24 protein-coding genes are annotated in these 23830 nt (G+C 68.8%); 19 read left to right on the forward strand and 5 right to left on the reverse strand.

Annotated features, from left to right (window positions below; all coding sequences use genetic code 11):
* Nucleotides 1-38: 38 nt before the first annotated feature.
* The gene (locus N2M23_RS03240) at nucleotides 39-530 is read right to left on the reverse strand and encodes a nitrile hydratase subunit alpha (protein WP_341870577.1); all 492 of its coding nucleotides are present in this window, start codon (nucleotides 528-530) and stop codon (nucleotides 39-41) included.
* Between the two features lie 472 nt (nucleotides 531-1002).
* On the opposite strand from N2M23_RS03240, the gene N2M23_RS03245 reads away from it, so the two are divergent.
* The 9 genes from N2M23_RS03245 (at nucleotide 1003) to N2M23_RS03285 (ending at nucleotide 11024) form a co-directional block, all read left to right on the forward strand.
* Nucleotides 1003-2058 (forward strand): M36 family metallopeptidase, encoded by a 1056-nt coding sequence (locus tag N2M23_RS03245; protein WP_265443232.1) that lies wholly within the window; start codon nucleotides 1003-1005, stop codon nucleotides 2056-2058.
* A gap of 226 nt (nucleotides 2059-2284) precedes the next feature.
* Nucleotides 2285-2962 carry a GntR family transcriptional regulator gene (locus N2M23_RS03250; RefSeq protein WP_265443234.1) on the forward strand — a complete coding sequence of 226 codons (678 nt, stop codon included), beginning with the start codon at nucleotides 2285-2287 and terminating at the stop codon, nucleotides 2960-2962.
* Between the two features lie 88 nt (nucleotides 2963-3050).
* Nucleotides 3051-4658, forward strand: a complete 1608-nt coding sequence (locus tag N2M23_RS03255) for an APC family permease (protein ID WP_265443236.1) — start codon at nucleotides 3051-3053, stop codon at nucleotides 4656-4658.
* Nucleotides 4659-4677: 19 nt separating this feature from the next.
* Nucleotides 4678-5859 (forward strand): NAD(P)/FAD-dependent oxidoreductase, encoded by a 1182-nt coding sequence (locus tag N2M23_RS03260; RefSeq protein WP_265443239.1) that lies wholly within the window; start codon nucleotides 4678-4680, stop codon nucleotides 5857-5859.
* Nucleotides 5860-6210, forward strand: coding sequence for a (2Fe-2S)-binding protein (locus tag N2M23_RS03265; RefSeq protein ID WP_265443241.1), 351 nt, complete (start codon nucleotides 5860-5862; stop codon nucleotides 6208-6210). It abuts the gene before it with no gap.
* Nucleotides 6203-7624, forward strand: coding sequence for an FAD-dependent oxidoreductase (locus tag N2M23_RS03270; protein ID WP_265443242.1), 1422 nt, complete (start codon nucleotides 6203-6205; stop codon nucleotides 7622-7624). Before N2M23_RS03265 ends, N2M23_RS03270 begins: the two co-directional genes overlap by 8 nt.
* Nucleotides 7621-8541, forward strand: a complete 921-nt coding sequence (locus tag N2M23_RS03275) for a dihydrodipicolinate synthase family protein (RefSeq protein ID WP_265443244.1) — start codon at nucleotides 7621-7623, stop codon at nucleotides 8539-8541. Before N2M23_RS03270 ends, N2M23_RS03275 begins: the two co-directional genes overlap by 4 nt.
* A gap of 4 nt (nucleotides 8542-8545) precedes the next feature.
* Nucleotides 8546-9547: a proline racemase family protein gene (locus N2M23_RS03280; protein WP_265443246.1), complete on the forward strand. Its 1002-nt coding sequence runs from the start codon at nucleotides 8546-8548 to the stop codon at nucleotides 9545-9547.
* 34 nt (nucleotides 9548-9581) lie between these two features.
* Complete coding sequence (locus tag N2M23_RS03285; protein ID WP_265443247.1) at nucleotides 9582-11024, forward strand: aldehyde dehydrogenase (NADP(+)); 1443 nt, start codon at nucleotides 9582-9584, stop codon at nucleotides 11022-11024.
* Nucleotides 11025-11033: 9 nt separating this feature from the next.
* Here N2M23_RS03285 and N2M23_RS03290 read toward each other — a convergent pair whose 3' ends face one another.
* A complete protein-coding gene (locus N2M23_RS03290; protein ID WP_265443249.1) occupies nucleotides 11034-11759 on the reverse strand; it encodes a Type 1 glutamine amidotransferase-like domain-containing protein in 726 nt (241 codons plus the stop codon).
* Between the two features lie 35 nt (nucleotides 11760-11794).
* Between N2M23_RS03290 and N2M23_RS03295 the strand changes: the two genes are divergently transcribed.
* A complete protein-coding gene (locus N2M23_RS03295) occupies nucleotides 11795-12703 on the forward strand; it encodes a carbohydrate kinase family protein (protein WP_265443250.1) in 909 nt (302 codons plus the stop codon).
* Entirely contained in the window at nucleotides 12700-13632 is a 933-nt protein-coding gene (locus N2M23_RS03300; RefSeq protein WP_265443251.1) for a pseudouridine-5'-phosphate glycosidase, read from the forward strand. The genes N2M23_RS03295 and N2M23_RS03300 overlap by 4 nt, the downstream gene beginning before the upstream one ends.
* Here the strand turns inward: N2M23_RS03300 and N2M23_RS03305 are convergent.
* Nucleotides 13623-14234, reverse strand: a complete 612-nt coding sequence (locus tag N2M23_RS03305; protein ID WP_265443253.1) for a CGNR zinc finger domain-containing protein — start codon at nucleotides 14232-14234, stop codon at nucleotides 13623-13625. The two genes, N2M23_RS03300 and N2M23_RS03305, sit on opposite strands and share 10 nt — an antisense overlap.
* 90 nt (nucleotides 14235-14324) lie before the next feature.
* Between N2M23_RS03305 and N2M23_RS03310 the strand changes: the two genes are divergently transcribed.
* Both N2M23_RS03310 and N2M23_RS03315 read left to right on the forward strand, forming a co-directional pair.
* Nucleotides 14325-14555 (forward strand): hypothetical protein, encoded by a 231-nt coding sequence (locus tag N2M23_RS03310; protein ID WP_265443255.1) that lies wholly within the window; start codon nucleotides 14325-14327, stop codon nucleotides 14553-14555.
* Nucleotides 14530-15645, forward strand: a complete 1116-nt coding sequence (locus tag N2M23_RS03315; protein ID WP_265443256.1) for a serine hydrolase domain-containing protein — start codon at nucleotides 14530-14532, stop codon at nucleotides 15643-15645. Before N2M23_RS03310 ends, N2M23_RS03315 begins: the two co-directional genes overlap by 26 nt.
* On the opposite strand, the gene N2M23_RS03320 is transcribed toward N2M23_RS03315, so the two are convergent.
* The gene (locus N2M23_RS03320; RefSeq protein ID WP_265443258.1) at nucleotides 15626-16492 is read right to left on the reverse strand and encodes an alpha/beta fold hydrolase; all 867 of its coding nucleotides are present in this window, start codon (nucleotides 16490-16492) and stop codon (nucleotides 15626-15628) included. The genes N2M23_RS03315 and N2M23_RS03320 overlap by 20 nt on opposite strands.
* An 86-nt stretch (nucleotides 16493-16578) precedes the next feature.
* Here N2M23_RS03320 and N2M23_RS03325 point away from each other — a divergent pair, with 86 nt between their 5' ends.
* Both N2M23_RS03325 and N2M23_RS03330 read left to right on the forward strand, forming a co-directional pair.
* A complete protein-coding gene (locus tag N2M23_RS03325) occupies nucleotides 16579-17202 on the forward strand; it encodes a GntR family transcriptional regulator (RefSeq protein WP_265443259.1) in 624 nt (207 codons plus the stop codon).
* On the forward strand, nucleotides 17199-18584 hold the full coding sequence (locus tag N2M23_RS03330; RefSeq protein ID WP_265443261.1) for an MFS transporter: 1386 nt from the start codon (nucleotides 17199-17201) through the stop codon (nucleotides 18582-18584). Before N2M23_RS03325 ends, N2M23_RS03330 begins: the two co-directional genes overlap by 4 nt.
* Before the next feature lie 90 nt (nucleotides 18585-18674).
* On the opposite strand, the gene N2M23_RS03335 is transcribed toward N2M23_RS03330, so the two are convergent.
* Complete coding sequence (locus N2M23_RS03335; protein ID WP_265443263.1) at nucleotides 18675-19199, reverse strand: inorganic diphosphatase; 525 nt, start codon at nucleotides 19197-19199, stop codon at nucleotides 18675-18677.
* Nucleotides 19200-19307: 108 nt separating this feature from the next.
* On the opposite strand from N2M23_RS03335, the gene dacB reads away from it, so the two are divergent.
* From dacB to tilS, 4 genes are all read left to right on the forward strand, one after another.
* Nucleotides 19308-20729, forward strand: coding sequence for a D-alanyl-D-alanine carboxypeptidase/D-alanyl-D-alanine endopeptidase (gene dacB / locus N2M23_RS03340; RefSeq protein WP_265443264.1), 1422 nt, complete (start codon nucleotides 19308-19310; stop codon nucleotides 20727-20729).
* Between the two features lie 154 nt (nucleotides 20730-20883).
* Nucleotides 20884-21708 (forward strand): hypothetical protein, encoded by an 825-nt coding sequence (locus N2M23_RS03345; protein ID WP_265443265.1) that lies wholly within the window; start codon nucleotides 20884-20886, stop codon nucleotides 21706-21708.
* A gap of 80 nt (nucleotides 21709-21788) precedes the next feature.
* The gene (locus N2M23_RS03350) at nucleotides 21789-22832 is read left to right on the forward strand and encodes a zinc-dependent metalloprotease (RefSeq protein WP_265443266.1); all 1044 of its coding nucleotides are present in this window, start codon (nucleotides 21789-21791) and stop codon (nucleotides 22830-22832) included.
* Between the two features lie 11 nt (nucleotides 22833-22843).
* The gene (gene tilS, locus N2M23_RS03355) at nucleotides 22844-23830 is read left to right on the forward strand and encodes a tRNA lysidine(34) synthetase TilS (RefSeq protein ID WP_265443267.1); all 987 of its coding nucleotides are present in this window, start codon (nucleotides 22844-22846) and stop codon (nucleotides 23828-23830) included.

The following is a 23830-nucleotide window of genomic DNA, read 5'->3' on the forward strand; positions in this document are numbered from 1 at the left end:
TCCCGTGGATGCCGAGTGTCAGCTGTGCGCCTGGTCGATCAGGTGAGAACGGCCACCGCAACCGCCTCGGCGGCGGCGAGGACCGTGGTCACTGCCTCGGTCGTCTGGACGACGTCGGAGGTCGTCCAGACCCAGCCGTCGGGCCGGGCGCCCACCATGTTGAGTTCGGCCGTGATCTGCCCGTCGACGCTGTCCGGCTTCTCCGGGACGACCAGGTAGCGACGTGTCGGGGTGCTCTGCACGACGCGCAGCTCGTGGTCCGCGATCGGCAGGTGTGCCGCGACCACGTTCGCGATCTCCGCTCGCTGTGCCGGCCCGGTCTCGCGGGTGAAGGCCAGGTTCGTCACCTCCTGCGAGTCCCGGAGGACGACGAGGTCCACGGTGCTGTCGATCTCGACCCCGAGTTGCCGCAGCGCCGACTTCGGGTTCGCAGCCAGTTCCTCGGCGTAACTCGCGTCATTCCAGGCGCGTGCCACGGCCACCGCAACCGCGGACTCTTCCAATCCACTTACCGTATTTTCGATCATCATTTCCTCGATGAAGAAGGATTTCCGTGAACGTGCAAGGGGAGACGTCGCCCCCTGCGTGCACTCCCGGGAGGCCTCTCTCCGAGAGATATACCGTCAACCCCCTCGACTATTTGCGGTCCGCCCCAAATGCCGCGGTCGGCTGAGCGCCAACATCAAATGCTTCCGGTCGCGTGGCGCGGTTTCGGCGCCCCTTTTAGGAAGCAGCCTCCACGCTAGGGGCCGAGCAAGGGCAACTGTCAACCATTGGTGCTCAATATTTCCGTTCGCTTTACGTTCTTGGCAGGGTTTTTTGAAGGTGCGCTCAGGAAAAACTCAGGTTCGCGCACGTCGAGCGGTGAGCGTCCGCCATGGGGTGGGTACGGCCGCTGAGTGCGTCCGGTTGCCGCGAGATTGCCCCGACGGGCGCCCGGCGTCGCTAGCCTCACGAGAGGCGCACACCCCGGCGCCACCCGTCACCCGAGGAGTAGACGTCATGTCCGCACGCGTCACCCGCATCGCCGCGGCCGCCGCCAGCACGCTGGCCCTCTGCGCGGTCGCCCTTCCGGCGCAGGCCGACAAGCCCGGTTCGGGCACGTCGACCGGGCAGGCCCGGATCTTCATGGTCAACCCGGTGCAGTCCACGGGTGACCAGTCGCTGACCGACCAGAAGGACGCCGATGCGGCGGTGCCGGCCTCGGCATACACGGTCGCGCAGCTGCGCAACCTCGACGGCTCGGGTTACCTGAGCGGCAAGTGGGTGAAGGTCGAATCCGCAACGGGCACACCGGCATTCAGCAAGACCAACACCTTCCTGTTTACCCGCAGCCAGGACCAGTTCGAGCAGGTGATGGCCTACTTCTTCGTCAATCAGGCGCAGGAATACCTGCAGTCGCTCGGCTTCGGCTCGACGCTGCGTCCGGTGCTCAAGCAGCAGTTCCCGGTCAAGGTCGACCAGTACGGCGGCGACAACAGCTACCAGACCGACAAGCCCTACCGGGTGCGTTACGGCAAGGGTGGCGTCGATGACGCGGAGGACGCCGAGGTGATCGTGCACGAGTACGGCCACGCGGTGCATCAGTCGCAGGTGCCCGGGTATGGCGGGAGCGTGCAGGCCGGCTCGATCGGCGAAGCCTGGGGCGACTACTTCGGCGTCACGGTCGGGCTGGACGCGGCCAAGCAGTACGGCTGGCCGGTCAAGGCCGATCCGTCCTGTCCGATGGACTGGGACTCCACGTCATACACCTCCGCACCGCACTGCATCCGCAGCTTCCACACCGGACTGACCGTCGCCGACGCCAACGGCGAGGTGCACCACGACGGCCAGATCTGGGGACAAGCGCTCTGGGAGATCCGCACCGACTACGAGGCGCTCGGTCTCGGCAGCCGCGCCTGGGACACCACGCTGGTCGACAGCCAGTTCGACTACGCCCCCGACACCAGCTTCTCCGGAGCCGCCAAGGCCACCTACGACAAGGCGCTGCAGCGCGACGGTGCGGCCGCGGCTGCCGCGGTGAAGGCGCGCTTCAACGCACGCGGGATCACCTGGTGAGCTGATGGCGCTGGAGTTTCAGGTCATCTTCGATTGCGCGGATCCCGGTCTCATGGACGCCGGGCACATCGTCATGCAGGACCCCGAGGGCAACGAGTTCTGTCTCGACTGAGGCCGCGCGGCAGTCGGCCGGCACGCCGCGCGGCGGCGGTGCCGTCCGGGTCGCACTCCCTCCGCCGGTACCGTGTCACATATCAAAGGCGGCGGTGCGGACAAGGAGATTGCGGTGGCGAAGAACGTGTCGCGGATCAGCAGCGTCCCGCAGCGATCGAGTCTGCGCGCCGAGGTGGAACGCATGTTGTCTGCGGCGATCGTCGCCGGTGAGCTCGCTCCCGGGATCGTCGTGTCGGTGCCCGAGCTCGCTGCCCGCTTCGGCGTCTCGGCGACTCCGGTGCGCGAGGCGATGCTCAACCTAGAAAATCGCGGTTTCGTCAGCTCGGTGCGTAACAAGGGTTTTCGCGTGACGCCGGTGGGGGAGGACGACCTGCAGGAGCTGGTCCAGGTGCGCTGCTGGCTGGAGGTGCCGGCAGCGCGGCTCGCCGCGGCGGACTTCCCGATGGATCAGATGGACCGCTTCCGGGCACTCGCGGATGACATCGTCCAAACCGCCGCGGCCGCCGACTTCGCTGACTACCTCGCGGCGGACACCGCCTTCCACCTCGCACTCATCGAGCTGACCGGCAACACCCGGCTGCGCAACGTCGTCGCCGACCTGCGCAGCCAGACCCGCCTGGTCGGGCTCGCGTCACTCAAGGACACCAAGGAACTCAAGCGGTCCGCCGCCGAGCACCACCTGATGCTCGATCTGCTCGCCGACGGCAAGGCCGACGAGGTGGCCGAACTCATGGAGACCCACATCGGGCACGTCGTCGGCTGGTGGGCCGGCCGATCCGAAACCGACTGACGAGGCAGTTTTCCGGTATCGATTGACAGCCGATCGCGCAGTGTGCAGTGTGATATATCACACGTCACACATTGAAAGAGGTCGGCGCATGTCTCAAGGCACCTTCAAGCCGAAGCTGTCCACGACCGACATGGTCATGGTCGGATTCGGCGCGATCTTCGGGTCCGGATGGCTCTTCGCCGCCAGCAAGGTCGCCGGTATGGCGGGCCCCGCCGGCTGGCTGTCCTGGCTGATCGGGGGCATCGCCGTACTCCTGCTCGGGTTGGTCTACTCCGAGCTCGGCGCGTCCCTGCCGCGGGCCGGCGGTGTCATCCGCTACCCGCTCTACTCGCACGGCCCGCTGCTCGGTTACCTGATGGGCTTCGTCACGCTGATCGCCTTCTCCAGCCTCATCGCCATCGAGGTCGAGGCGGCTCGGCAATACGCGTCTGCCTGGTTTCCCGCTCTGACACAAGGAGATTCGTCCTCGCCGACGGTCCTCGGCTGGTTGGTGCAGTTTGCGCTGATCCTGCTGTTCTTCGTGCTCAACTACCTCGCGGTCCAGACCTTCGCCAAGTCCAACAGCATCATTACCGTCTTCAAGTTCGTGGTGCCGGTGCTGACGATCGTCGTGCTGCTCTTCCATGTGAAGGGCGCCAACTTCAGCTCGCAGGGTTTCGCCCCGTTCGGCATGTCCGGTGTCCAGGCGGCGGTCGCCGGTGGCGGCGTGATGTTCGCCTTCCTCGGTCTGCAGCCCATCGTCACGATGGCCAGCGAGGCCAAGAAGCCGCAGCGCACCGTGCCGATCGCGTTGATCCTCTCGGTCGTGCTCGCCACCGGCGTCTACATCCTGCTCCAGGTCGCCTTCATCGGCGCTGTGCCGAGCGACCTGATCTCCGGCGGCTGGCAGGGCATCGACGGCAAGTTCAGCCTCCCGTTCAAGGACATTGCGACCGTGCTCGGGCTCGGCTGGCTGGGGGTCTTCATCGTGCTCGACGCGATGATCTCGCCGTCGGGCACCGGCAACATCTACGTGTCCTCGACCAGTCGGGTCGTCTACGGCTGGGCGCGCAACGGCACGCTCTTCAAGGTCTTCACCCGCGTCGACCCGCGCTCCGGTGTGCCGCGCCCGGCGATGTGGCTCACCTTCGCGCTCGCGGTCTTCTGGACCCTGCCGTTCCCGTCGTGGGGCGTGCTGGTCAACGTCGTCTCCGCGGCGCTGATCCTTTCCTACGCGATTGCCCCGGTCTGTGCCGGCGCCTTCCGCCGTCGACTGCCCGACATGCCAAAACCGTTCCGGCTCAAGGGCTTTGCGGTGATCTCACCACTCGCGTTCGTGATCGCGTCCTACATCGTCTACTGGACGGGCTGGTCGACGATCAGCTGGTTGCTCGGCTCACAGCTGGTGATGTTCGGGCTCTATCTGCTGGCTCGCAATCACGTGCCGACGCATGTCGTCGGCCTCGCCCAGCAGCTCAGGTCGTCGTGGTGGCTGGTCGCCTACTACGTGGCGATGCTGGTCGTTTCCTTCCTCGGCTCGTATGGCGGCCGCGGTGTCCTTGACTCCCCGTGGGATCTCGTCGTCATCACAACGATCGGGCTCGGCGCCTACTTCTGGGGCACTGCGTCCGCATTGCCGGATGTGCAACTGGACGAGGACCCGGTCGAGGCCGGCGACGGGGATGAAAAGAGTCCCGACATCGCCTATAGTGTGTGACATATTACTGAGGAGGGACATGCGGATCGTGGTGATCGGCGCCGGCATCGTCGGCGCGGCGTGTGCCCGCCGGCTGACGCTGGACGGGCATGACGTCACGGTGCTCGACCGGGCCGGCACCGCGAGTGGCACCTCCGCCGCGGGGGAGGGCAACCTGCTGGTCTCCGACAAAGGCCCGGGTGCCGAGTTGGTGCTCGCGCAATACGCCGCGCGGGTATGGCGCCGGCTCGCCGTCGAGTTGCAGGACGAACTCGACGGCAACACTCCACCCATCGAATTCGAGCCGAAGGGCGGCATCGTCGTCGCCCTGACCGACGTGGGGGCGCAGGCGCTGCGCGCCTTCGCGGCCGGACAGCGCGAGGCCGGCGTCGACGCACGGGAGCTGACCCCGGACGAAGCCCGCGACCGCGAGCCGTGGCTCAACCCGGCCGCGCGCGTGGCGGTCCACTACCCCGAGGACGCACAGGTGCAACCCGTTGGCGCGACCGAGGCACTGCTCGCGTCGGCACGCCGTCGTGGGGCCCGGTTGCTCCAGGGCACCGAGGTGCGCGAAGCGGCGCTCGATGACGGTGGCGCTCTCGTCGGCGTGCGCACTACCCGCGGGGACCTGGCGGCCGACCGAGTGGTGCTGGCAGCCGGACCGTGGTCTGCCGAGGTCGCGGGTCGGCTCGGCATACATCTGCCCGTGCTGCCGCGCCGCGGGATGGTGCTGGTCACCAGCCGCATGCCACACCGGGTCTTCCACAAGGTGTATGACGGCGACTACGTCGGCGCGGTGGCCTCGGACGCCGCGGACCTGCAGACGTCCAGCGTCGTGGAGTCGACCGCCGCAGGCACCGTGCTGATCGGATCCTCGCGTCAACGCATCGGATTCGATGAGCGCCTACAGACGCGGGTGCTGCAGGAGATGGCTGCCAAGGCGCTGCGGATCTTCCCCTTCCTCGCCGCGCAGCCGGTCATGCGGGCGTATGGCGGATTCCGCCCCTACATGCCCGACCACCTGCCGGTGATCGGTGCCGATCACCGGCTGCCCGGGCTCTGGCACGCGGTCGGCCACGAAGGTGCGGGCATCGGGTTGTCGGTCGCGACCGCCGAGCTGATCGCCGACCAGCTCGCCGGCCGCCGGAGCCGGATCGACGTCGCTCCCTACGCATTGACCCGAGCGTCATTGCAACCCCACCTCACCGAGCAGGTGGCCTGAATGCCTTCGCACGCAATGGATCCCGGGGTCGATCCGGCACACCCCACGGCGGCGGAGTCCGTCACGATCACGGTCGACGGCGTTGCGCAGGGCGGGATTGACGGGCAGACGATCGCTGGGATCCTGCTCGCTGCCGGCCGCGGCGCGTGGCGGCGCACGAGCGGCGCGGAGCGACCTCGAGGCGTGTTCTGCGGCATCGGCGTGTGCTTCGACTGCATCGCGACCGTCAACGGGGTGCGCGACGTGCGACTGTGCCAGCGCCGAGCCGCTGATGGGGACGTCGTGGAGACCCAGCACGACGCACTGCCGGTGCGCGTCGACACCGCCCGGACAGGAGGCGGCGATGCGTGAAGTCGTGGTCGTGGGCGCCGGACCGGCCGGACTGCGAGCTGCCGAAAATGCTTGCCAAGCTGGAGCTTTCGTCACTCTGGTCGACTCATCCGACGAGCTGGGCGGACAGTTCTGGCGACACCTGCCCGCCGCACGGGCCGCAGCCGACGAGCATCGGCTGCATCACGAGTGGTCGGTCTTTCAGCGACTGCGTGCCAGCCTCGATGCTCATCCGCATTGCCGGATCCTCACCTCGGCCGACGTGTGGGCTATCGAACCGGACGTGACCGCAGGTGCCGGACTCGCCGTGCAGGTGATCGCGGGCGCGGCCGACGACTCCGGACGGTTGCGGCTCACCCTCCTCCCAGACGCGCTGGTGCTCGCCACCGGCGCCCACGACCGGGTGCTGCCCTTCCCCGGCTGGGACCTGCCGGGCGTCTTCTCAGCCGGCGCAGCGCAGGCATTGGCGAAGGGCGAACGGGTCGCCGTTGGATCTCGGGTGCTGGTTGCGGGCGCCGGTCCGTTCCTGCTGCCGGTCGCGGCCTCCCTGACTCAGGTTGGTGCAACCGTGGTTGGCGTGCACGAGGCGGCGAGACCGAAGCAACTCGCCCGGGGCTGGCTCCAGAAGTCCTGGCAAATGGTCGGATTCACCGGCAAGCTCCTCGAGCTGGCGGAGTATGCCGCAGGCCACGTTCGGCACCGCATCCCCTACCGAACGGGCAGCGCCGTCATCGCCGCACACGGCACCGACGCCGTCGAGGCAGTCACGGTTGCCCGGCTCGACGAGGGCTGGCGGCCGATTGCCGGCACCGCACGACGCATCGCGGTCGATGCAGTGTGCATCGGCCACGGCTTCACCCCGCGTCTCGAGCTCCCGATCGCGGCCGGCTGCGCGATCGGTGAGGACCGTTACGTCACCGTCGACGCCCTGCAGCGCACCAATGTTGCCGAGGTCTACGCAGCCGGAGAGATCACCGGGATCGGTGGCATGCCACTGTCAGCCGCCGAGGGCGCGGTCGCGGGCCTGGCCGCGGCGGGAGTCACGCCGCCGAAAGCACTTCTCGCACAGCGTGATCGGCAACGGCACTTCGCGAGTCGGTTGGCCGCGGCCCACGCCATACGGCCTGGATGGCGCGCGTGGCTCACCGAGGACACCCTCGTCTGCCGGTGCGAAGAGGTGACCTACTCGGCACTGCACGCTCCCGCCGCCGGCCGGAGCCGCGGCCTTCGCAGTCGCAAGCTGACCACCCGGGCCGGTCTGGGGATATGTCAGGGCCGGATGTGCGGCCGCACCGTGGAGGACCTCCTGGGTGAGGATCAACCCCTCCTCGGCGCGATGACCACGGACCGAAGACCGATCGCGATACCCATCAAACTCGGCGACCTTGCAGCCGAATCGACAACAGACACAGCAGCATTGGAAGGAACAACATGAGCCAAAACCCCTTCGACCTCGGCGGCGTGATCGTCGCGACCACCTTGGCGTTCAAGGAGGACCCCTCTGCGCCGGGCGGGCTCGCGGTCGACTACGACAAATTCGCCGAACACTGCAATTGGCTGATCGAGAACGGTTGCCGTGGTGTCGGCCCCAACGGTTCGCTCGGTGAATACTCATCCCTCACCGACGAGGAACGCCGCCGGGTGGTGCAGGTCGCCGTCGAGGCGGTGGACGGCCGCGGTCTGGTGGTCGCCGGTGCGCACGGTGTCGGCTGGCACCAAGCGCAGCACTGGGCGCGGCTTGCCAAGGAGGACGGTGCGGACGGTGTGTTGTTACTCCCGCCGATCGTCTACCGGGCAAACACCGACGAGATCCTTGAGCACTATCGCCGGGTGAGCGAGGTCGGGTTGCCGATCATGGCCTACAACAACCCCATCGACACCAAGGTCGACCTGACACCGGACATCGTCGAGCAGCTCGCCGAGATCGAGAACGTCGTGGCGATCAAGGAGTTCTCCGGCGACGTGCGACGCGTGATGGAGATCAACGATCGCTGCGACATCGATGTGATCGCCGGAGCTGATGATCTGCTCTTCGAGTCTCTGGTCGCCGGTGCGGTGGGCTGGTTTGCCGGCTACCCGAATGTGTTCCCACGCGAGGCGGTCGAGCTCTACGAGCTGGTGACCAAGGGCGACATCGCGGGTGCGAAGGCGCTCTACGAGCAGCTCGTGCCGGTCTTCCGCTGGGACTCGCGCACTGAGTTCGTGCAGGCGATCAAGTTGTCGATCGACGTGGCCGGCAACAGCTTCGGCGGCCGCACCCGGCCACCACGTGGCCCGCTCAGCCCCGAGCACGAGAAGGCGGTGCGCGAGGAGACCCAGCGCGCCCTCGACGCACTCGCCGCGCGAGACTGATCTCATGCGCAGCAGTCGGGTGATCAGTGCGGTCGACTCCCACACCGAGGGCATGCCGACCAGGGTCGTCACCGGTGGGGTTGGGGTGATCCGAGGCGAAACGATGAACGACAAGCGGCTCAATTTCATCGCGGAACATGACGAGCTGCGCAAACTGCTGATGAACGAGCCGCGCGGTCACGCCGCGATGAGCGGGGCGATCCTGCAACCCGCGACCCGCCCGGACGCAGACTTCGGGGTCATCTACATCGAGGTGTCCGGTTGTCTGCCGATGTGTGGTCACGGCACGATCGGGGTTGCGACGGTGCTGGTCGAGACCGGCATGGTGACCGTCGAGGAGCCGGTAACCACAATCCGGTTGGACACTCCGGCCGGTCTGGTGACCGCTCGGGTCGCGGTGCGCGACGGGCACGCCGACTCGGTGACGATTCAGAACGTGCCGAGTTATGTCGAGCGTCTCGATGCCACGATCGAGGTGCCTGGCCTCGGCTCCGTGCCCTACAGCCTGGCGTTCGGCGGCAATTTCTACGCGCTCGTCGAGCTCGCCGATGTGGGGCTGCCGTTCGATCGGAGCAGGCAGCAGGACATCCTGCAGGCCGGGCTGGCGATCATGGAGCAGATCAATCAGCAGGCGCCGCCGAAGCATCCGACGATCGAGGGCGTCGACCATTGTCATCACGTGGAGTTCATCGGGCCGGGGTCGACCGCCGCGCACTCCCGGCACGCGATGGCGATCTATCCCGGGTGGTTCGATCGGTCCCCGTGCGGCACCGGCACCTCCGCCCGTATGGCGGAGCTCGCCGCACGAGGTCAACTCCCGCTCGACACCGACTTCGTGAACGAGTCGTTCATCGGCAGTCGTTTCGTCGGCCGGCTGGTCGGTGAGACCGAGGTGGCCGGGACGCCTGCTGTCATACCCACGATCACCGGCCGCGCTTGGGTGACCGGCGTAGGAGATTACCTGCTCGACCCTAGTGATCCCTTCCCGTCCGGTTTTGAATTCTGATGATTCCCAACGATTTCCGCAGAGGTTTGACTCAATGACCGACATCGACCACGTAGCGCGGCGTGCCGCTGAGGCGCACCGCGAGTTCGCCCGCACAGCACCGCGCGTCCGAGCGAGAGCGCTGACCGCCATCGCCGATGCGCTCGCTGCCGACGATCGTCTCGTCCCGACGGCAATGGACGAGACCGGCCTGTCCGAAGCACGTCTTACCGGCGAACTGAAGCGAACTACGTTCCAGCTCAAGGAGTTTGCTGACACCGTCCTGGACGGCGGCTACCTCGACGTGCGCATCGACAGCCCCGTCGCCGACTACCCGATCGGCCCGCGCCCCGATGTGCGGCGCTATCTGGCGCCGGTCGGTCCTGTACTCAACTTCGCGGCGAGCAACTTCCCGCTCGCGTTCTCCGTGCTCGGCGGCGACACCGCAGCCGCGCTTGCCGCCGGATGCTCCGTCGTCGTCAAGGCCCATCCCGGGCACCCCGCCCTGTCCGACCTCACCGCCGAGCTCGCCCGTGCCGCCCTCGACGAGGCCGGAATATCCCGGGACACACTGCAACTCGTGCACGGTCAGGACGAAGCGGTGGAGCTGCTCAAGCACCCGCTGATCCGGGCTGCGTCATTCACCGGCTCGGTGCGGGCCGGCCGGGTCCTCGCCAACATCGCTGCAGGACGGCCCGATCCGATCCCCTTCTTCGGCGAACTCGGCAGCGTGAACCCGGTGGTGGTCACCGCTTCTGCGCTGGCTGACCGCGGGGACGAGCTGATCACCGGGTATGTCGGCAGCGTCTCCGGATCGGCCGGACAGCTGTGCACCAAACCAGGCTTCCTCTTCGTGCCGGACGGAGAGCAACTCGACGAATCGCTGCGGTCCGCCGCTGCCGAGGTCACCGAGCATCGGCTGCTCAACCCTCAGATCACCGACGGATACCGGCAGCGACGCCAGACCATCCTCGACAGTGGCGTGCGGCTGGTGAGCGAGGGAAGCGTGCGTGTCGACGAGAGCGGCAACGGTTGGGTCACACCGACATTGGTCGCTGTCTCGCTCGAGGAGCTGATCGCGAAGGCCGACCTTCTGCGCGACGAGGCGTTCGGGCCCCTCTCGATCGTCGTCGAGTATCCCGACGGGACCGACTTGGCCGCCACGCTGGACGATCTCTTCCAGGGCAATCTCACCGCTACGGTGCAACTCGGGCCCGACGACGCCGCCGATCCGGTGGTTGCCGAGCTCGTCCATCACCTCTCCGAGCGGGTGGGACGGGTGCTGTTTGCGGGTTGGCCGACCGGCGTCTCGGTGACGCCGGCGATGCAGCACGGCGGTCCGTGGCCCGCCACGACGAACGACTCGGGCACATCGGTGGGCAGCGCGGCGATCAGTCGGTTCTTGCGGCCGGTCGCCTACCAGAGCGCTCCGCAACAGCTGCTCCCGCCTCCGCTGCGCGACGACAACCCGTGGGGGGTGCCGCAGCAGCGTCACTGACCGCAGCGGTCAGAGCCGTCGCGTGTCCAGCGGCGTCTCGACCGCCGAATCCCCTTCTCGCACCAGGTGATAACCGCGTGCGCCGTCGCGTTCGGCGACGGCCTCGACAAACCGGGTGCCCCGATAGAGCAGCCCTGCGTCGTTGTCGCTGCAGTAGGACTCCGGCAGCGTGCCGTCGGCGACCAGTCGCTGCATGAGCGGCCGGCGCCGGTCCTCCGCGTCGTAGTGGACGCCGTTGCCGTAAGGCAGCAACGCCAGGCCGTTGGTGACCGGCCGCAGCTGCGGCCCGAAGGAGTCGGTGGTGCCGCCGACGTGCCAGCAGATCGACCCCGCACTCACCCCGGTGAGTACGACGCCGGCCTCCCACGCCGCGCGGAACGCGGCGTCGAGCGCGTGCACTCGCCATACGGCCAGCAGGTTGGCGACCGAGCCGCCCATCACCCACACCACGTCCTGGGCCAGCAGGTGCTCGGCGGGGTCGGCGACGTTGGGCTGGTGGAACAGCTGCAGATGGGAGTGCTCGTAGCCGGCGACGCGGGCCGCTTCGGCCAATGCGTGCAGCACGTGCGGGGTGTCGCCGACAGCGGTCGCGACTGTGCACAGTCGAGGTGCACGGCCGGTCACGCCCGCGAGTTCGACGGCATACTGCGTCAATTCGCTGAACTCGAAGTAGGTGCGCTCACCGGGCCGCAGACCGCCCGAAGTCGCGAGGATGGTTGGTTCGTCGGCAGCCACCTGCGCAGATTACCGACACCGGCACAATGAGGCGAGTGCGGACAGTGCTGGTGGTCGGTGGGGCAAATCTCGACATCGTGGCGCGCACGAGTGCGCCACTCACGACCGGCACGAGCAACCCCGGACACACCCATGTCAGCGCCGGTGGGGTGGGCCGCAACATCGCGGCCAACCTCGGCAGACTCGGCGTGCCGACGCGGTTGGTCGCCGCGATCGGCGACAACGAGTTCGGAGTCCGGGTGCGCGCCGAAACAGCCTCTGCCGGTGTCGATCTGACGTATGCCGTGCCCGGCTTCGGCACCAGCAGCTACACCGCCCTGCTGGACGACCGCGGCGAGTTGGTCGCCGCGGTAGCGGACATGGCGGGCACCGAGTCACTCCGCCCCGCGGACGTGCCCGAGGCGATCGTGGCGGAGTCCGGTTTCGTCCTGCTCGACGGCAATCTGCCGACCGGCGTGGTCACCAGCGTGCTGGCGGCCGCGCACCGGCACGCGGTGCCGGCCGTGCTCGACCCCGTGTCGGCGCCCAAGGCGAGGCGGCTGCGGCCGGTGCTCGGCAGCGCGCGGATCCACACCATCACCCCGACTGCGGACGAACTCCAGGCGCTCACCGGGGAAGCCGACCCGCAGTCCGCGGCCGACATCTTGCACAGGACGGGTGTGGAGCGCGTCTGGTTGCGCGAAGGACGTTCTGGTTCAACGATGTTCACCATGCGTGGTGTGACGCACTTGCCCGCAGTGCCAGCAGACGTGGTCGACGTGACCGGCGCGGGCGACGCCATGACCGCGGGCTACGTGCACGCGTTACTGAGCGGCCGCGCCGAGCCGGAGGCGATCCGGCGCGGGGCCGTCACGGCATACCTGACCATCACCAGCGACCACACCGTGCGGCCCGACCTGAGCGCCGAACTTGTCGATCGAACCCTGCGAGAGGAATGCCCATGAGCATGCACCCGCGACTCCGGCCCACCGACGAGGTGCGCGACGCACTCGCTGAAGGCCGCCCGGTGCTGGCACTGGAGAGCACGATCATCAGCCACGGCATGCCCTACCCGGACAACGTGCGGACGGCTCGCGAGGTGGAAACGATCGTCCGGGAGGGCGGCGTCACCCCTGCCACGATCGCCGTGCTCGATGGCGTCCCACGGATCGGTCTGGAAGACGATGATCTCGAATTGCTCGGCAAGGCAGGGCAATCGGTGACCAAGGCAAGCGTGCGAGATCTTGCGCCGGTCATTGCCTCCGGGGGTCACGGCGCGACAACGGTGGCTGCCACCATGCGACTCGCCGCACTCGCCGGCATCGGTGTGTTCGCGACCGGCGGCCTCGGCGGCGTCCACCGCGGGGCCGCGACGAGCATGGACGTGTCGGCCGACCTGACCGAGCTGTCCCGCACTCCAGTCGCGGTCATCTCCGCGGGCGTGAAGTCGATCCTCGACATCGGTCTCACCCTCGAGGCGATGGAGACGCTCTCGATCCCGGTCGTCGGCTATCAGACCGACGAATTCCCCTCGTTCTACTCACGATCCAGCGGGTATGCCGTGCCAACTCGCGTCGACACGGTCGCGAATCTGGCACGCCTCGTGCGCGCGCAGCGGGACCTTGGCATCACCGCCGGGGTGAGCATCGCCAACCCGATCCCGGCCGGCGACGAGATCCCGGAGCACCGGATCGCCGGCATCATCGACACTGCGCTCGCCGACATGGACGTGCGAGGCATCACCGGCAAGGACACGACCCCGTTCCTGCTGGGCCGGGTAGTCGAGCTGACCGGCGGCGCGTCGTTGACCGCGAACATCGCACTGGTGAAGAACAATGCGCAGCTCGGCGCGGACCTGGCGCTCGCCCTCGCAGCGGTCGAGACTCAGGAGTGAGCCCGGCGGCTGAAGGCCGCCTGCTTCGCACGGTTTCCGCAGACCGCCATCTGACACCAGCGGCGTCGGCGAGAGGTGTTGAGGAAGAGCCACCCGCAGTCGATGCCCGGGCACGCGACCACCGGCGCGCGCCCGCTGTCGGCCAGCAGCTCCCCGCTCGCCACCAGCAACGCATCAAGCGGGTCGGCGACCCCGGGCGTGCCGAACTCCCAGGTCGCCGAGTCTCCGTCGATGACCAGCCGCTGACGAGCACGCGCGGCAGCGATCCCACTGGCAACTCGCCCGCGGGCGGTCTTGCTGGCGCTGCCGGTCCAGATCGCGTAGAGGTCGGCGCGAATCGCCCGTGCCCGGTCGACCTCGCGGGCGGCGGCAGCCGGTCGGTGGAGGCCGGCCGCTCGGGCGTCATTGACGACGTCCTCGGGCAACGCGCCGGACGTCTGGGCGACGAGGGCGAGTGCGTCATACGAGCGGAGATATTCACCACGCGGATCCGGCGCGCTGCGCCAGCCGGCTCGGGTGTTGCACAACTCCAGCGCGGGATGCCCGGCCAGCTGCTTGGGCAGCACCACACCGTCCACCTCGACCCACCAGGACGCCGACATGCCGTCAGCGTAACCAGGAACGGCGCCGAAGCGGTTAGCCGGCGGAGGTGGGCGAGGCAGCGCGCGGTCCGCCGAGGCACAATGGACTGCGTGTTGACCGCCGCCGCCGCATTGCCCGCCAAGCTGGACCAGACCAACGGGCACCCGATTGGCATGGGCGTGGGCTTCTTCGGCATCTGCGCCTTCATGATCATTCTCTTCCTGATCATCGTCTGGGTCGGCAAGCAGCGCGACAAGCGCCGCGGGCCGCGCGAGGCGCCGCAGCTGCCGCTTTTGGTCAAGGACGACGAGCGGCGTGAGCGCCGTAAGTCCGGTCACTGACGCGATCGCGGCGGTCGAGGCCGCACGTCATACCCCGGTCGTGCCGGGAGCACCCTTGCTGCCCGGCGTCGTCGGTCTCATGTGGGCCGACGGCCGGGTCATCGCCGAGCATGTCGCCGGCTCCGCCGTGCTGTATGACGGGAGCGGCGCACGGCTGCCGCACTCCCGGCGCACCCCGGCCCGCGTTGACACCGTCTTCGACGTCGCATCGCTGACCAAGCTGTTCACCGCGACGCTCGCGCTGCAGCAGGTGGAGGCGGGCAGGCTGGACCTCGCCGCGCCGGTCGCGCACTACCTGCCGCGGTTCGCCGCACACGGCAAGTGCGACATCCGGGTCGTCCAGTTGCTCACGCACACCAGCGGACTGGAGTGGTGGCTGCCGCTCTGGCGCGACTGGCCGACCCGCGAGGCGCGCGTCGACGCGGCGCTCACCAACCCGCGTGCCACGCCGACGGGGGAGTTCGTCTACAGCGACCTCAACCTGATCGCGCTCGGTGTGCTGCTCGAAAAGGTCAGCGGCACGCCATTGGACCTGCTGCTCCGCGACCGGGTCACCGAGCCGCTGGGGATGCGCGACACCGGTTATGCGCCGCAGCTCGGGCAGCTCGACCCGGGCCGTTTTGCGGCCACCGAGATCGAGGACGACGCCGGTCGTGGCCTGGTCCGCGGTGAGGTGCACGACGAGAATGCCTGGTCGCTGGGCGGCGTCGCCGGCCACGCCGGTGTCTTCTCCACTGCCGCCGATCTGTTGACCTTCGCCCGAGTTTTCCTCGACGGCGGCTCGGTTGACGGCGTGCGAATCCTGAGCAACGACAGCGTCGCCCGCATGACCACCGACCTCAACCCGCAGCTGCCGGGCGACGCGCACGGACTCGGCTTCGAGATCGACCAGCCCCGCTACATGGGTGAGCTCAGCGGGCCGCGGACGATCGGGCACACCGGCTTCACCGGCGTCAGCCTGGTCGCCGACCTCGACCGGCGGGCGGTCGCGATCCTGCTGGCCAACGCCGTGCATCCGCACCGCGGCACCGCACCGACCAACGCGGTGCGAGCGGCATGGGCGACCGGCCTCAGCCGCGCACTCGCCTGAGCACCGCTTGCGCGACCTCGTCGGAGTTTGCCTCCGGCAGCCAGTGGCCGGCGCCGGGGATCTCGACGAATTCGTAGTCGCCCGAGACGAATTCGGCGGTCTTCTCGGCTGCGGCGCGGCCGAGTGCAAAGTCACGGCTGCCCCAGATGTAGGTGGTCGGCACCTGCACCTTCCGGCTCGGTCGCGTCGTCGCGTCCGACGACTTGCCGCCGCGGCCGCGCATCGCCTTCAACATCGCGCCGCTCGCCGGCATCGAGCGATACCAGCCGAGCGGGCCGGTCAGTGACTGCGGAGTGCGGAAGCGCTCGGCATATTTGCTCGCGTCCTCCGCCGGCATGCCGGTCTTGGTGTAGAGCCCCGGAATCTGCCGCAGCACAGCGCGTTCGGGGATGAACGGCAGTTGGAAGAAGACCATGTAACCGCTCTTGCGCCACTGGTCGCTGTGCGCGAACGCCCAGGCCATCGCCGCCGGATGCGGCGTCGAGAGGACGGTCACGGTGCTGACCCGATCGGCGTGCCGGCCGGCGAGCTGCCAGGCAACCGCGCCGCCCCAGTCGTGGCCGGCGATGTGCGCCTTGTCGACTCCGGCCGCGTCGAGCAAGGCGATGACGTCCTTGCCCAACTCGTTCAGGCCGTATGACGTGCGGCCCTTCGGTGTCGCGCCGGGCGAGTAGCCGCGCTGGTCGGGGGCGAGCACCCGATAGCCGGCCTCGACCAGCTTGGGGGTCAGCTTGTCCCAGGCCTGCCGGTCCTCGGGGAAGCCGTGCAGCAGCACGACGACCTCGCCGTCGGCGGGTCCGGAGTCGGTGACGTCGAAGGTCAGCCCGTCGCGGGTGTAGGTCTGCATGACTACGAATGTAGACGTCCGGGTGGTCGACGTCACGCGATCGCGGCCTGCGGCATACAGGCTGTTGCATCTATGCTGGATGCAACATGAGCGCAAGTGATCGGGCGTACGAACACGTCAAGGACGGCATCCTGACCGGCCGGCTCGCACCCAGCACCTTCCTCACCGAGGGCCAGGTCGCAGCCGAGGTCGGCATTTCGCGCACCCCGGTGCGGGAGGCGCTGCTGCGGCTGCAGACCGAGGGGATGGTCGAGCTCTATCCGAAGAAGGGGGCGCTCGTCGTGCCCCCGACGCCGCAGGAGAGCCGCGAGGTTTTCGAGGCGCGTGCGCTGATCGAGGAATGGGCCGCGGCCCAGGCCTGGTCGCGGCGCGTGGAGGCAGTGCCGCGGCTGCGGGACCGGCTCGCCGAGATGTCGACCGCGATGACGGCCGGCGACGCCGACGCGTTCAGCGCCGCCGACCGCGCCTTCCACGAGGTGATCGTCGAGGCGGCCGGCAATTCGGTGATCGCGCGGCAGTACCGCCATCTGCGCGACCGGCAGATTGTGATCGTGGCCGGCAACCTGCGCGGCGACGCCGAGCGCATGGCCTCGTCATACGCACAACATCGCAAGCTGCTTGACCTGCTCGACAGCGGCACCAAAACGGCGTTCGTGCGTGCCTGTCGCGACCACGTCAGCTACGTCGGCACCATGGCGGTTTCGAGATGACACCACCCACCAAGGAAGGCAGCCACTCGCTGCCGTCGGTCGTCGAAACCCCTTCTGCCGACTGGCCGCTCGGCGGCAAGCGCGCCTGGGCGGTGTGGATCTCCGCCCTGTCGGTCTACATCCTCGCGATCTTCCACCGCACCTCGCTCGGCGTCGCCGGCGTCATCGCCGCCGACCGCTTCCACATCAGCTCCGCGCAACTGGCGACCTTCGTCATGGTGCAACTGCTGGTGTATGCCGCCATGCAGGTCCCGGTCGGGGCACTCCTCGACAAGTACGGCTCCAAGGTGCTGCTGGTCGCGGGCGTCGCGACGATGTCGATCGCGCAGTTCGGCTTCGCCTTCGCCGACAGCTTCGCGCTCGGTGTGCTCGCCCGGGTGTTCGTCGGCATGGGCGACGCGATGGTGTTCGTGTCGCTGTTGCGGCTGGTGGCGCTGTGGTTCCCGCCGGCGCGGACCCCGCTGATGACCCAACTCTGCGGCGTCTTCGGGCAGCTCGGCGCGATCCTCGCCGCGGGCCCGCTCGCCGTCGCGCTGCACGACCTCGGCTGGACGCAGTCCTACCTGATCGCGTCTTTGACCGGCGTCGTGCTCGGCGTGATTCTCGTGCTGGTCGTGCGCGATTCGCCATACCGCAGCAAGAGCCGGACCGACGTGAAACTGCGCGCCGTCGGCCGCGCAGTGAGCTCGGCGTGGAAGGAACCCGGCACCCGGCTCGGGCTGTGGAGCCACTTCACCTCGCAGTTCAGCGCGACGGTGTTCTCGCTCATGTGGGGCTTCCCGTTCCTGACCAAGGGCGAGGGGCTGTCCACTGGCACCGCGAGCCTGCTGCTGGAAATCATGGTGGTCGCGACGATCGCGGCGAGCCCGGTCTTCGGGGTGTTCACCGCGCGCTACCCCTACTCGCGGTCAACGCTGGTGTTGATCACCGTCGGTGCGATCGTGACGGTCTGGACCGTGGTGCTGCTCTGGCCAGGCCGTGCACCGCTGTGGCTGCTGGTCGTGCTGGTGATCGTCACGGCGGTCGGCGGTCCGGGCTCGATGATCGGTTTCGACCTGGCGCGCACCTTCAACCCCGAGCACCGGCTGGGGTCGGCGTCCGGCATCGTCAACGTGGGCGGTTTCACCGCCACGCTGGTCTCGGTGCTGTTGATCGGTGTCGTGCTGGACCATCAGGCGCCCGGTGGTCCGGACGAGTACGACCTGTCGGCGTTCCGGGTGGCGATGTGTGTGCAGTATTTCGTCTGGGCGCTCGGCATCGTGCAGATCGTCCGGCTGCGCCGCAAGACCCGCCGTCTCGTGCACGCCGACGACGACTACGCCCACCTGCGGACGGGCCTGCCGATCGGCCGCCCCGGCCAGTCCCGCCGAAAGGCTCACTAATCGCCGAGAGGCTCACTTGTCAGGCCCCGAATTGGGCCTGACAAGTGAGCCTCTGGACGGTAAGTGAGCCGCTCGGCGAGGGGGCGGGTGTCAGTGCTGCTGCGGCATCGCCCAGCGAGCGGTGTCCACGCCCTGGTCCTTCGCGCGCTGGAGCGCCTCGCCGACGATCCGCTCGGCCTCGGCGCGGCCCTCCCAGCGGGCGCCGGGCTCCACACCCTTGCCCGGCTCGAGCGCCTTGTAGTTCTCGAAGAAGTGCGCGATCTCGTCCAGCAGGAACTTGTTGACGTCGCCGACATCCTGCAGCGCGTCCGTGCGCGGGTCTCCCGCCACCACCGAGAGGATCTTGTCGTCGCCGCCGGCCTCGTCGACCATCCGGAACACCGCGATCGGGCGCGCCTCCACGACCGTGCCCGGCACGACCGACTCGGTGATGAGCAGCATCGCGTCCAGCGGGTCGCCGTCCTCGCCCAGGGTGTGCTCGATGTAGCCGTAGTCGGTCGGGTATTGCATCGACGTGAAGAGGCGGCGATCCAGCCGCAGCCGCCCGGTTTCGTGGTCGATCTCGTATTTGTTGCGGCTGCCCTGCGGCACCTCGACGGTGACGTCGAACTCCATTACGGCTGTCCCTTCGCGGAAAGTCAGTGTGTTTGACTGCAGGCTAGTGTGGCGCACGCCGCGGATGACCGCCGTGCGCGGGGTCCGTGACGTCGGTGAAGGGCAGCGATGGGCAAGGGTATGGCGATCGGCCTCACTGCCGGAGCGCTCGTGCTCGCCCTCGGCTACGAGACGCTTGACGTCTTCGACGTCGTGCCCGGACCGCTCACCCGCGACACCGCCACCCGGCAAGCGGTGCCGGCGCCCGGCAAGTCCTCCGTCGGGCCGTCCGTCGCCCCGCCGGCTGCACCGGCATCACCCGCGGCGTTGCCGAAACTCGCCGGCGCGCAGCCCGACCCGGCCAAGGTGAAGGCGAAAGTCGCTGCGGCGCTGAAGGATCCGGACCTTTCGAAGAAGGTCGGCATCGACGTTCGCGACGGTATGACGGGGGCCGTCCTCGTCGCGCAGAACCAAAACGACGCCATGACCCCGGCATCGACCACCAAGCTGCTCTCGGCCTGGGCGATCGCCGACACGATGGACCTCGACAAGCCGCTCACCACCCGGGTGGTGTCCGCGGGCGCCTCGGACGTCATCACACTCGTCGCCGGCGGTGACACCGCGCTCAACCCGGGCAAGGGCGATCCCGACGCGGTCAACGGGCACGCCGGACTCGCCGATCTCGCAGCGCAGGTCGCCGGCAAGCTGAAGAAGGACGGGCGGACATCGGTGATCGTGAATGTCGACACGTCCTACGCGCCGGGTCCGCTGACCGCGAAGCACTGGGACCCGGACGTCGTCGCCGCGGGTTACACAGCGCGCATCGCGCAGCTCGGGCTCTCCACCGAGCGGGCAACCGACTCCGCGACTCCGACCCCCGCCGACCCGGTCGGCAGCACCCAGCAGGCGTTCGTCAAAGCCCTTGCGGCACAAGGGATCACGGCCAAGAAGGGGTCGGGCAGCGCTGCTCCGAAGGGCGCCCAGGAGCTCGGCAAGGTCGAGTCGGCGCCGCTGGTCGACGTGCTCGGTGACGCGCTGCAGGCGAGCGACAACGCGATGATCGAGTCACTTGCGCGACAGGCGGCATTCACCAAGGGCGTCGGTGGGTCGACCGACGAGGTCACCAAGTTCGTCGAAAACACCCTCAAGCAAGGCGGTTTCAACATCGCCGGGGTGAAACTTGCTGACACTTCAGGGCTTTCGGACGGCACCACGATCCCGCCGCGAGTGCTCGCCGACGTGCTGCTGTCCGGCACCACCGGCAAGAACAAGGCGTATGCCGAGGTGATCAGCCGGCTCGGCGTCGGCGGTCTCAGCGGCACCCTGCACAACCGCTTCGAGGCCAAGACCAACTCCGCGGCAGCGGGGCTGGTCCGCGCCAAGACTGGTTCGCTGCTCGGCGTCTCGTCGCTCGCCGGCACTGTGGTGACCAAGGACGGTCGCGTGCTGGTCTTCGCGGTCATCAGCAACGGCCCGCAGGCTGCGCCATACAGCACGCGGGACGCGGTCGACGACATCGTCGCCGACCTGGCGAGCTGCGGCTGCAACTGACCCGAGAGGTCACTTGTGGGCGCTGCTCACGTCATACCCGCCCCGGAAGTGACCGCTCGGGTCGATCTCGTGCCGAGAGTCGGCGCAGCCGGCGGCAAGCGCCGCCTGTGGACAACGTCCGCGGCGCGTCGGCAATCGCTGGCACCCTCGATCGATGGAACAAAGGGTCGGTCGGGCCAGCGGTCCGGTGAGTCGCGCTACGGCGAATTCGCTTGGTATCGACGACAATCAGCTACGGCGCCAGCACCTGCGCCTGCTGCGCGGACACTGGAAGGTGGACACCACGCGGCTGCGGCCGGAGGAGTTCTGGCAGGCCGGCCTCAATTGCGGGCCGGATGACGCGTTCCTCAGTCATCACACTGCTGCGGTGCTGCACGGCGGGGTGGTGCCCGCGGCGGGCGAGGTTGAGATCGGCACGCTCAGCGGTCGTCGGATCCGGGTCCAAGGCCTGTTCGTGCACCGCTACACAAGTCCTCCGGAGATCGTCACCGTGCGGGGTATGCCGGTCACGACGAAGGTGCAGACGTTCCTCGACCTGGCAGCTCGCCTGAGTCTCGTCGACCTCGTCGTGCTCGGCGACTCGCTCGCCGGTCGGGACGCCGACTTCCCCGAGCAACTGCGCGCCGGTGCGACTCGTGCGACCGGCCGCGGCGTGGTCAGGGCGCGCCGCGCGGCGAAACTGGTGCGTGCCCGGGTCGAGTCGCCGCAGGAGACGCGGCTGCGGCTGCTCGTCGTGCTCGCCGGCCTGCCGGAGCCGACCATCCAGTTGGAGTTGCTCGATGCCGAGGGGTTCGTGGTCTACCGGCTCGACCTGGCCTATGGAGCGTTCCGGCTGGCGATCGAGTACGACGGGCGGGCCCATGTCGAGCGGCAAGGGCAGTGGGAGAAGGACCTCCTGCGCCGCGAGTCCGTTGAAGGTGCCGGCTGCACTTCCCGGGCTGAATCGCGACCGATTGGTCACTTCCAGGCAGGATCGTGACCGCGGCCGCGCAGAAGTGACCTTTCAGGTCCGTATGGCGGCCGCGTCGGCGTGCAGCGCCACGGCATACGCTCATGCTCATGGCGCAGACGTATGTCGACTGGGCGCTCGCGAAGCGCACCGCCCGCAGGTTCGTTGCGGACGGTCCGAGCACGACCCCCGGCGAGGCGGCCGCGGCCGTCGAAGACCTGCGCGGAGCAGCGATGCGGGCGCACGGCCCGGTCGCCGAGACCGCCCGGATGGACGCGAGCGCCGGGGCCGAGTCGCCGGTGCACATCGTCGACCGGACGGCCTGGATCGACGTCAACGTCGACTCGATGGACGCGTTGCTCGCCCCGGTGATCGACATCCTGATCGCCAAGAAGAAGGCCGGTCCGCGCACCCGCGCCGTCGGCGCGAAGGTCGGCGGCGCCGAGACCGGGGCGCTGATGGGTTTCGTGGCGAGCAAGGTGCTCGGGCAGTTCGACCTGGCCCCCGACGGCCGCCCGAGCCTGCTGCTGGTCGCGCCCAATATCGTTGCCGCCGAACGCGAACTCCACGTCGACCCGACCGATTTCCGGCTCTGGGTGTGCCTGCACGAGGAGACCCACCGGGTGCAGTTCACCGCGGTGCCGTGGCTGCGGGAGCACCTGATCGACCGGGTCCGCTCGCTGATCACCGACCTGGTGCCCGATCCGGAGGCGCTGCAGGAGCGGCTGCAGACGGTCGCCAAGGCGCTGCCGGGTGCACTGCGCGACGGCGGGGGAGGGCTCACCGATCTGGTCGTGAGCCCGGCCCAGCGCGCCGAGCTTGCCAATGTCACCGCGATCATGTCGCTGCTCGAGGGGCACGCCGACGTGGTGATGGACGACGTCGGCCCGCAGGTCGTGCCGACCGTCGAACAGATCCGCGCCAAGTTCGACGAGCGCCGCAAGGGCGCCGGAAACGTCGACCGGATGCTGCGTCGGCTGCTCGGGCTCGAGGCCAAGATGCGGCAGTACCGCGATGGTGCCGCGTTCTGCCGAGCCGTGCAGGACAAGGTCGGTGTCGACGGGTTCAACCAGGTCTGGACATCGCCGGAAACGCTGCCGACCGCGGCCGAGATCGAGACGCCGACCGCCTGGGTCGAGCGCGTCCACGGCTAGGGCGCAGCAGTATGACGGGGCCGCACCCGGCCGTCGCGGCGACTCGGTTGGAGGTGCGTCGCGCGCTGCGTGCACCGACCGGTCCGGGCGACACCGTGCTCGTCGCGTGCTCGGGAGGCGCAGACTCGCTGGCGCTCGCCGCCGCCCTTGCCTTCGAGGCGCCGAAACTGGGGCTGCACACCGAGGCGGTCGTCGTCGACCACGGGTTGCAGGACGGCTCGCGGCAGGTGGCCGAGCGCGCCGCTGAGCAGTGCCGCGCGCTCGGCCTGGACGGCGCACGCGTCGTCCCGGTCGACGTGCCGGCGGGTCACGACGGCCCGGAGGCGGCCGCACGGGAAGCGCGTTATGCAGCGTTGACTGAGGTCGCCGAGCAAACCGCCGCCACCGGAGTCTTCCTCGGCCACACCCGCGACGACCAGGCCGAGACCGTGCTGCTCGGCCTCGTCCGCGGGTCCGGCCCCCGCGCGATCTCCGGTATGCCGCAGGTCGCGCACGCCCGGGGCGTGCGCTGGCTGCGTCCGCTGCTCGGGATCGACCGTGCCGACACCGCAGCGGCCTGTGCGGCGCTCGGCATCGACGTCTGGCAGGACCCGCACAACAGCGATCCGCGTTATCTGCGGGTGCGCACCCGCCAGGCGCTCGTGGAGTTGGAGCGGCAGATCGGCCCGGGTGTGATCGCCGGGCTCGCCCGCAGCGCCGAACTCGTGCGCCACGACCTGGAGACGCTGGACGAGCAGGCCGCGGCTGCCGTCATACAGCTTGGCGAAAGTCCTTGGCAGGTAGCCGAATTGGCTGCGCTGACCCCGGCGCTGCGCACCCGAGTATGGCGCAGCTTGCTCACCGCCGGAGGCTGCCCGAGCGCCGCGCTCGGCAAAGTGCACATCGACGGCGTCGACGCGCTGATCGGGCGGTGGCGCGGGCAGGGCCCGATCCATGTGCCGGGCGGTCTGCAGGTGCGTCGCGCGGACGGGCTGGTCCACCTGGAAGTCCGTCCCTGA

Origin of the sequence: Flexivirga meconopsidis, assembly GCF_026162425.1 — a bacterium.
Classification (GTDB): Bacteria; Actinomycetota; Actinomycetes; order Actinomycetales; family Dermatophilaceae; genus Flexivirga; species Flexivirga meconopsidis.

What these genes read in the sequence shown, in the direction of transcription:
- N2M23_RS03240 (WP_341870577.1), bottom strand. Translation starts at nt 530, where the DNA reads ATGATGATCGAAAATACGGTAAGTGGATTGGAAGAGTCCGCGGTTGCG.
- N2M23_RS03245 (WP_265443232.1), top strand. Translation starts at nt 1,003, where the DNA reads ATGTCCGCACGCGTCACCCGCATCGCCGCGGCCGCCGCCAGCACGCTG.
- N2M23_RS03255 (WP_265443236.1), top strand. Translation starts at nt 3,051, where the DNA reads ATGTCTCAAGGCACCTTCAAGCCGAAGCTGTCCACGACCGACATGGTC.
- N2M23_RS03260 (WP_265443239.1), top strand. Translation starts at nt 4,678, where the DNA reads ATGCGGATCGTGGTGATCGGCGCCGGCATCGTCGGCGCGGCGTGTGCC.
- N2M23_RS03265 (WP_265443241.1), top strand. Translation starts at nt 5,860, where the DNA reads ATGCCTTCGCACGCAATGGATCCCGGGGTCGATCCGGCACACCCCACG.
- N2M23_RS03270 (WP_265443242.1), top strand. Translation starts at nt 6,203, where the DNA reads ATGCGTGAAGTCGTGGTCGTGGGCGCCGGACCGGCCGGACTGCGAGCT.
- N2M23_RS03275 (WP_265443244.1), top strand. Translation starts at nt 7,621, where the DNA reads ATGAGCCAAAACCCCTTCGACCTCGGCGGCGTGATCGTCGCGACCACC.
- N2M23_RS03280 (WP_265443246.1), top strand. Translation starts at nt 8,546, where the DNA reads ATGCGCAGCAGTCGGGTGATCAGTGCGGTCGACTCCCACACCGAGGGC.
- N2M23_RS03285 (WP_265443247.1), top strand. Translation starts at nt 9,582, where the DNA reads ATGACCGACATCGACCACGTAGCGCGGCGTGCCGCTGAGGCGCACCGC.
- N2M23_RS03300 (WP_265443251.1), top strand. Translation starts at nt 12,700, where the DNA reads ATGAGCATGCACCCGCGACTCCGGCCCACCGACGAGGTGCGCGACGCA.
- N2M23_RS03305 (WP_265443253.1), bottom strand. Translation starts at nt 14,234, where the DNA reads ATGTCGGCGTCCTGGTGGGTCGAGGTGGACGGTGTGGTGCTGCCCAAG.
- N2M23_RS03320 (WP_265443258.1), bottom strand. Translation starts at nt 16,492, where the DNA reads ATGCAGACCTACACCCGCGACGGGCTGACCTTCGACGTCACCGACTCC.
- N2M23_RS03325 (WP_265443259.1), top strand. Translation starts at nt 16,579, where the DNA reads ATGAGCGCAAGTGATCGGGCGTACGAACACGTCAAGGACGGCATCCTG.
- N2M23_RS03330 (WP_265443261.1), top strand. Translation starts at nt 17,199, where the DNA reads ATGACACCACCCACCAAGGAAGGCAGCCACTCGCTGCCGTCGGTCGTC.
- N2M23_RS03335 (WP_265443263.1), bottom strand. Translation starts at nt 19,199, where the DNA reads ATGGAGTTCGACGTCACCGTCGAGGTGCCGCAGGGCAGCCGCAACAAA.
- dacB (WP_265443264.1), top strand. Translation starts at nt 19,308, where the DNA reads ATGGGCAAGGGTATGGCGATCGGCCTCACTGCCGGAGCGCTCGTGCTC.
- N2M23_RS03345 (WP_265443265.1), top strand. Translation starts at nt 20,884, where the DNA reads ATGGAACAAAGGGTCGGTCGGGCCAGCGGTCCGGTGAGTCGCGCTACG.
- N2M23_RS03350 (WP_265443266.1), top strand. Translation starts at nt 21,789, where the DNA reads ATGGCGCAGACGTATGTCGACTGGGCGCTCGCGAAGCGCACCGCCCGC.
- tilS (WP_265443267.1), top strand. Translation starts at nt 22,844, where the DNA reads ATGACGGGGCCGCACCCGGCCGTCGCGGCGACTCGGTTGGAGGTGCGT.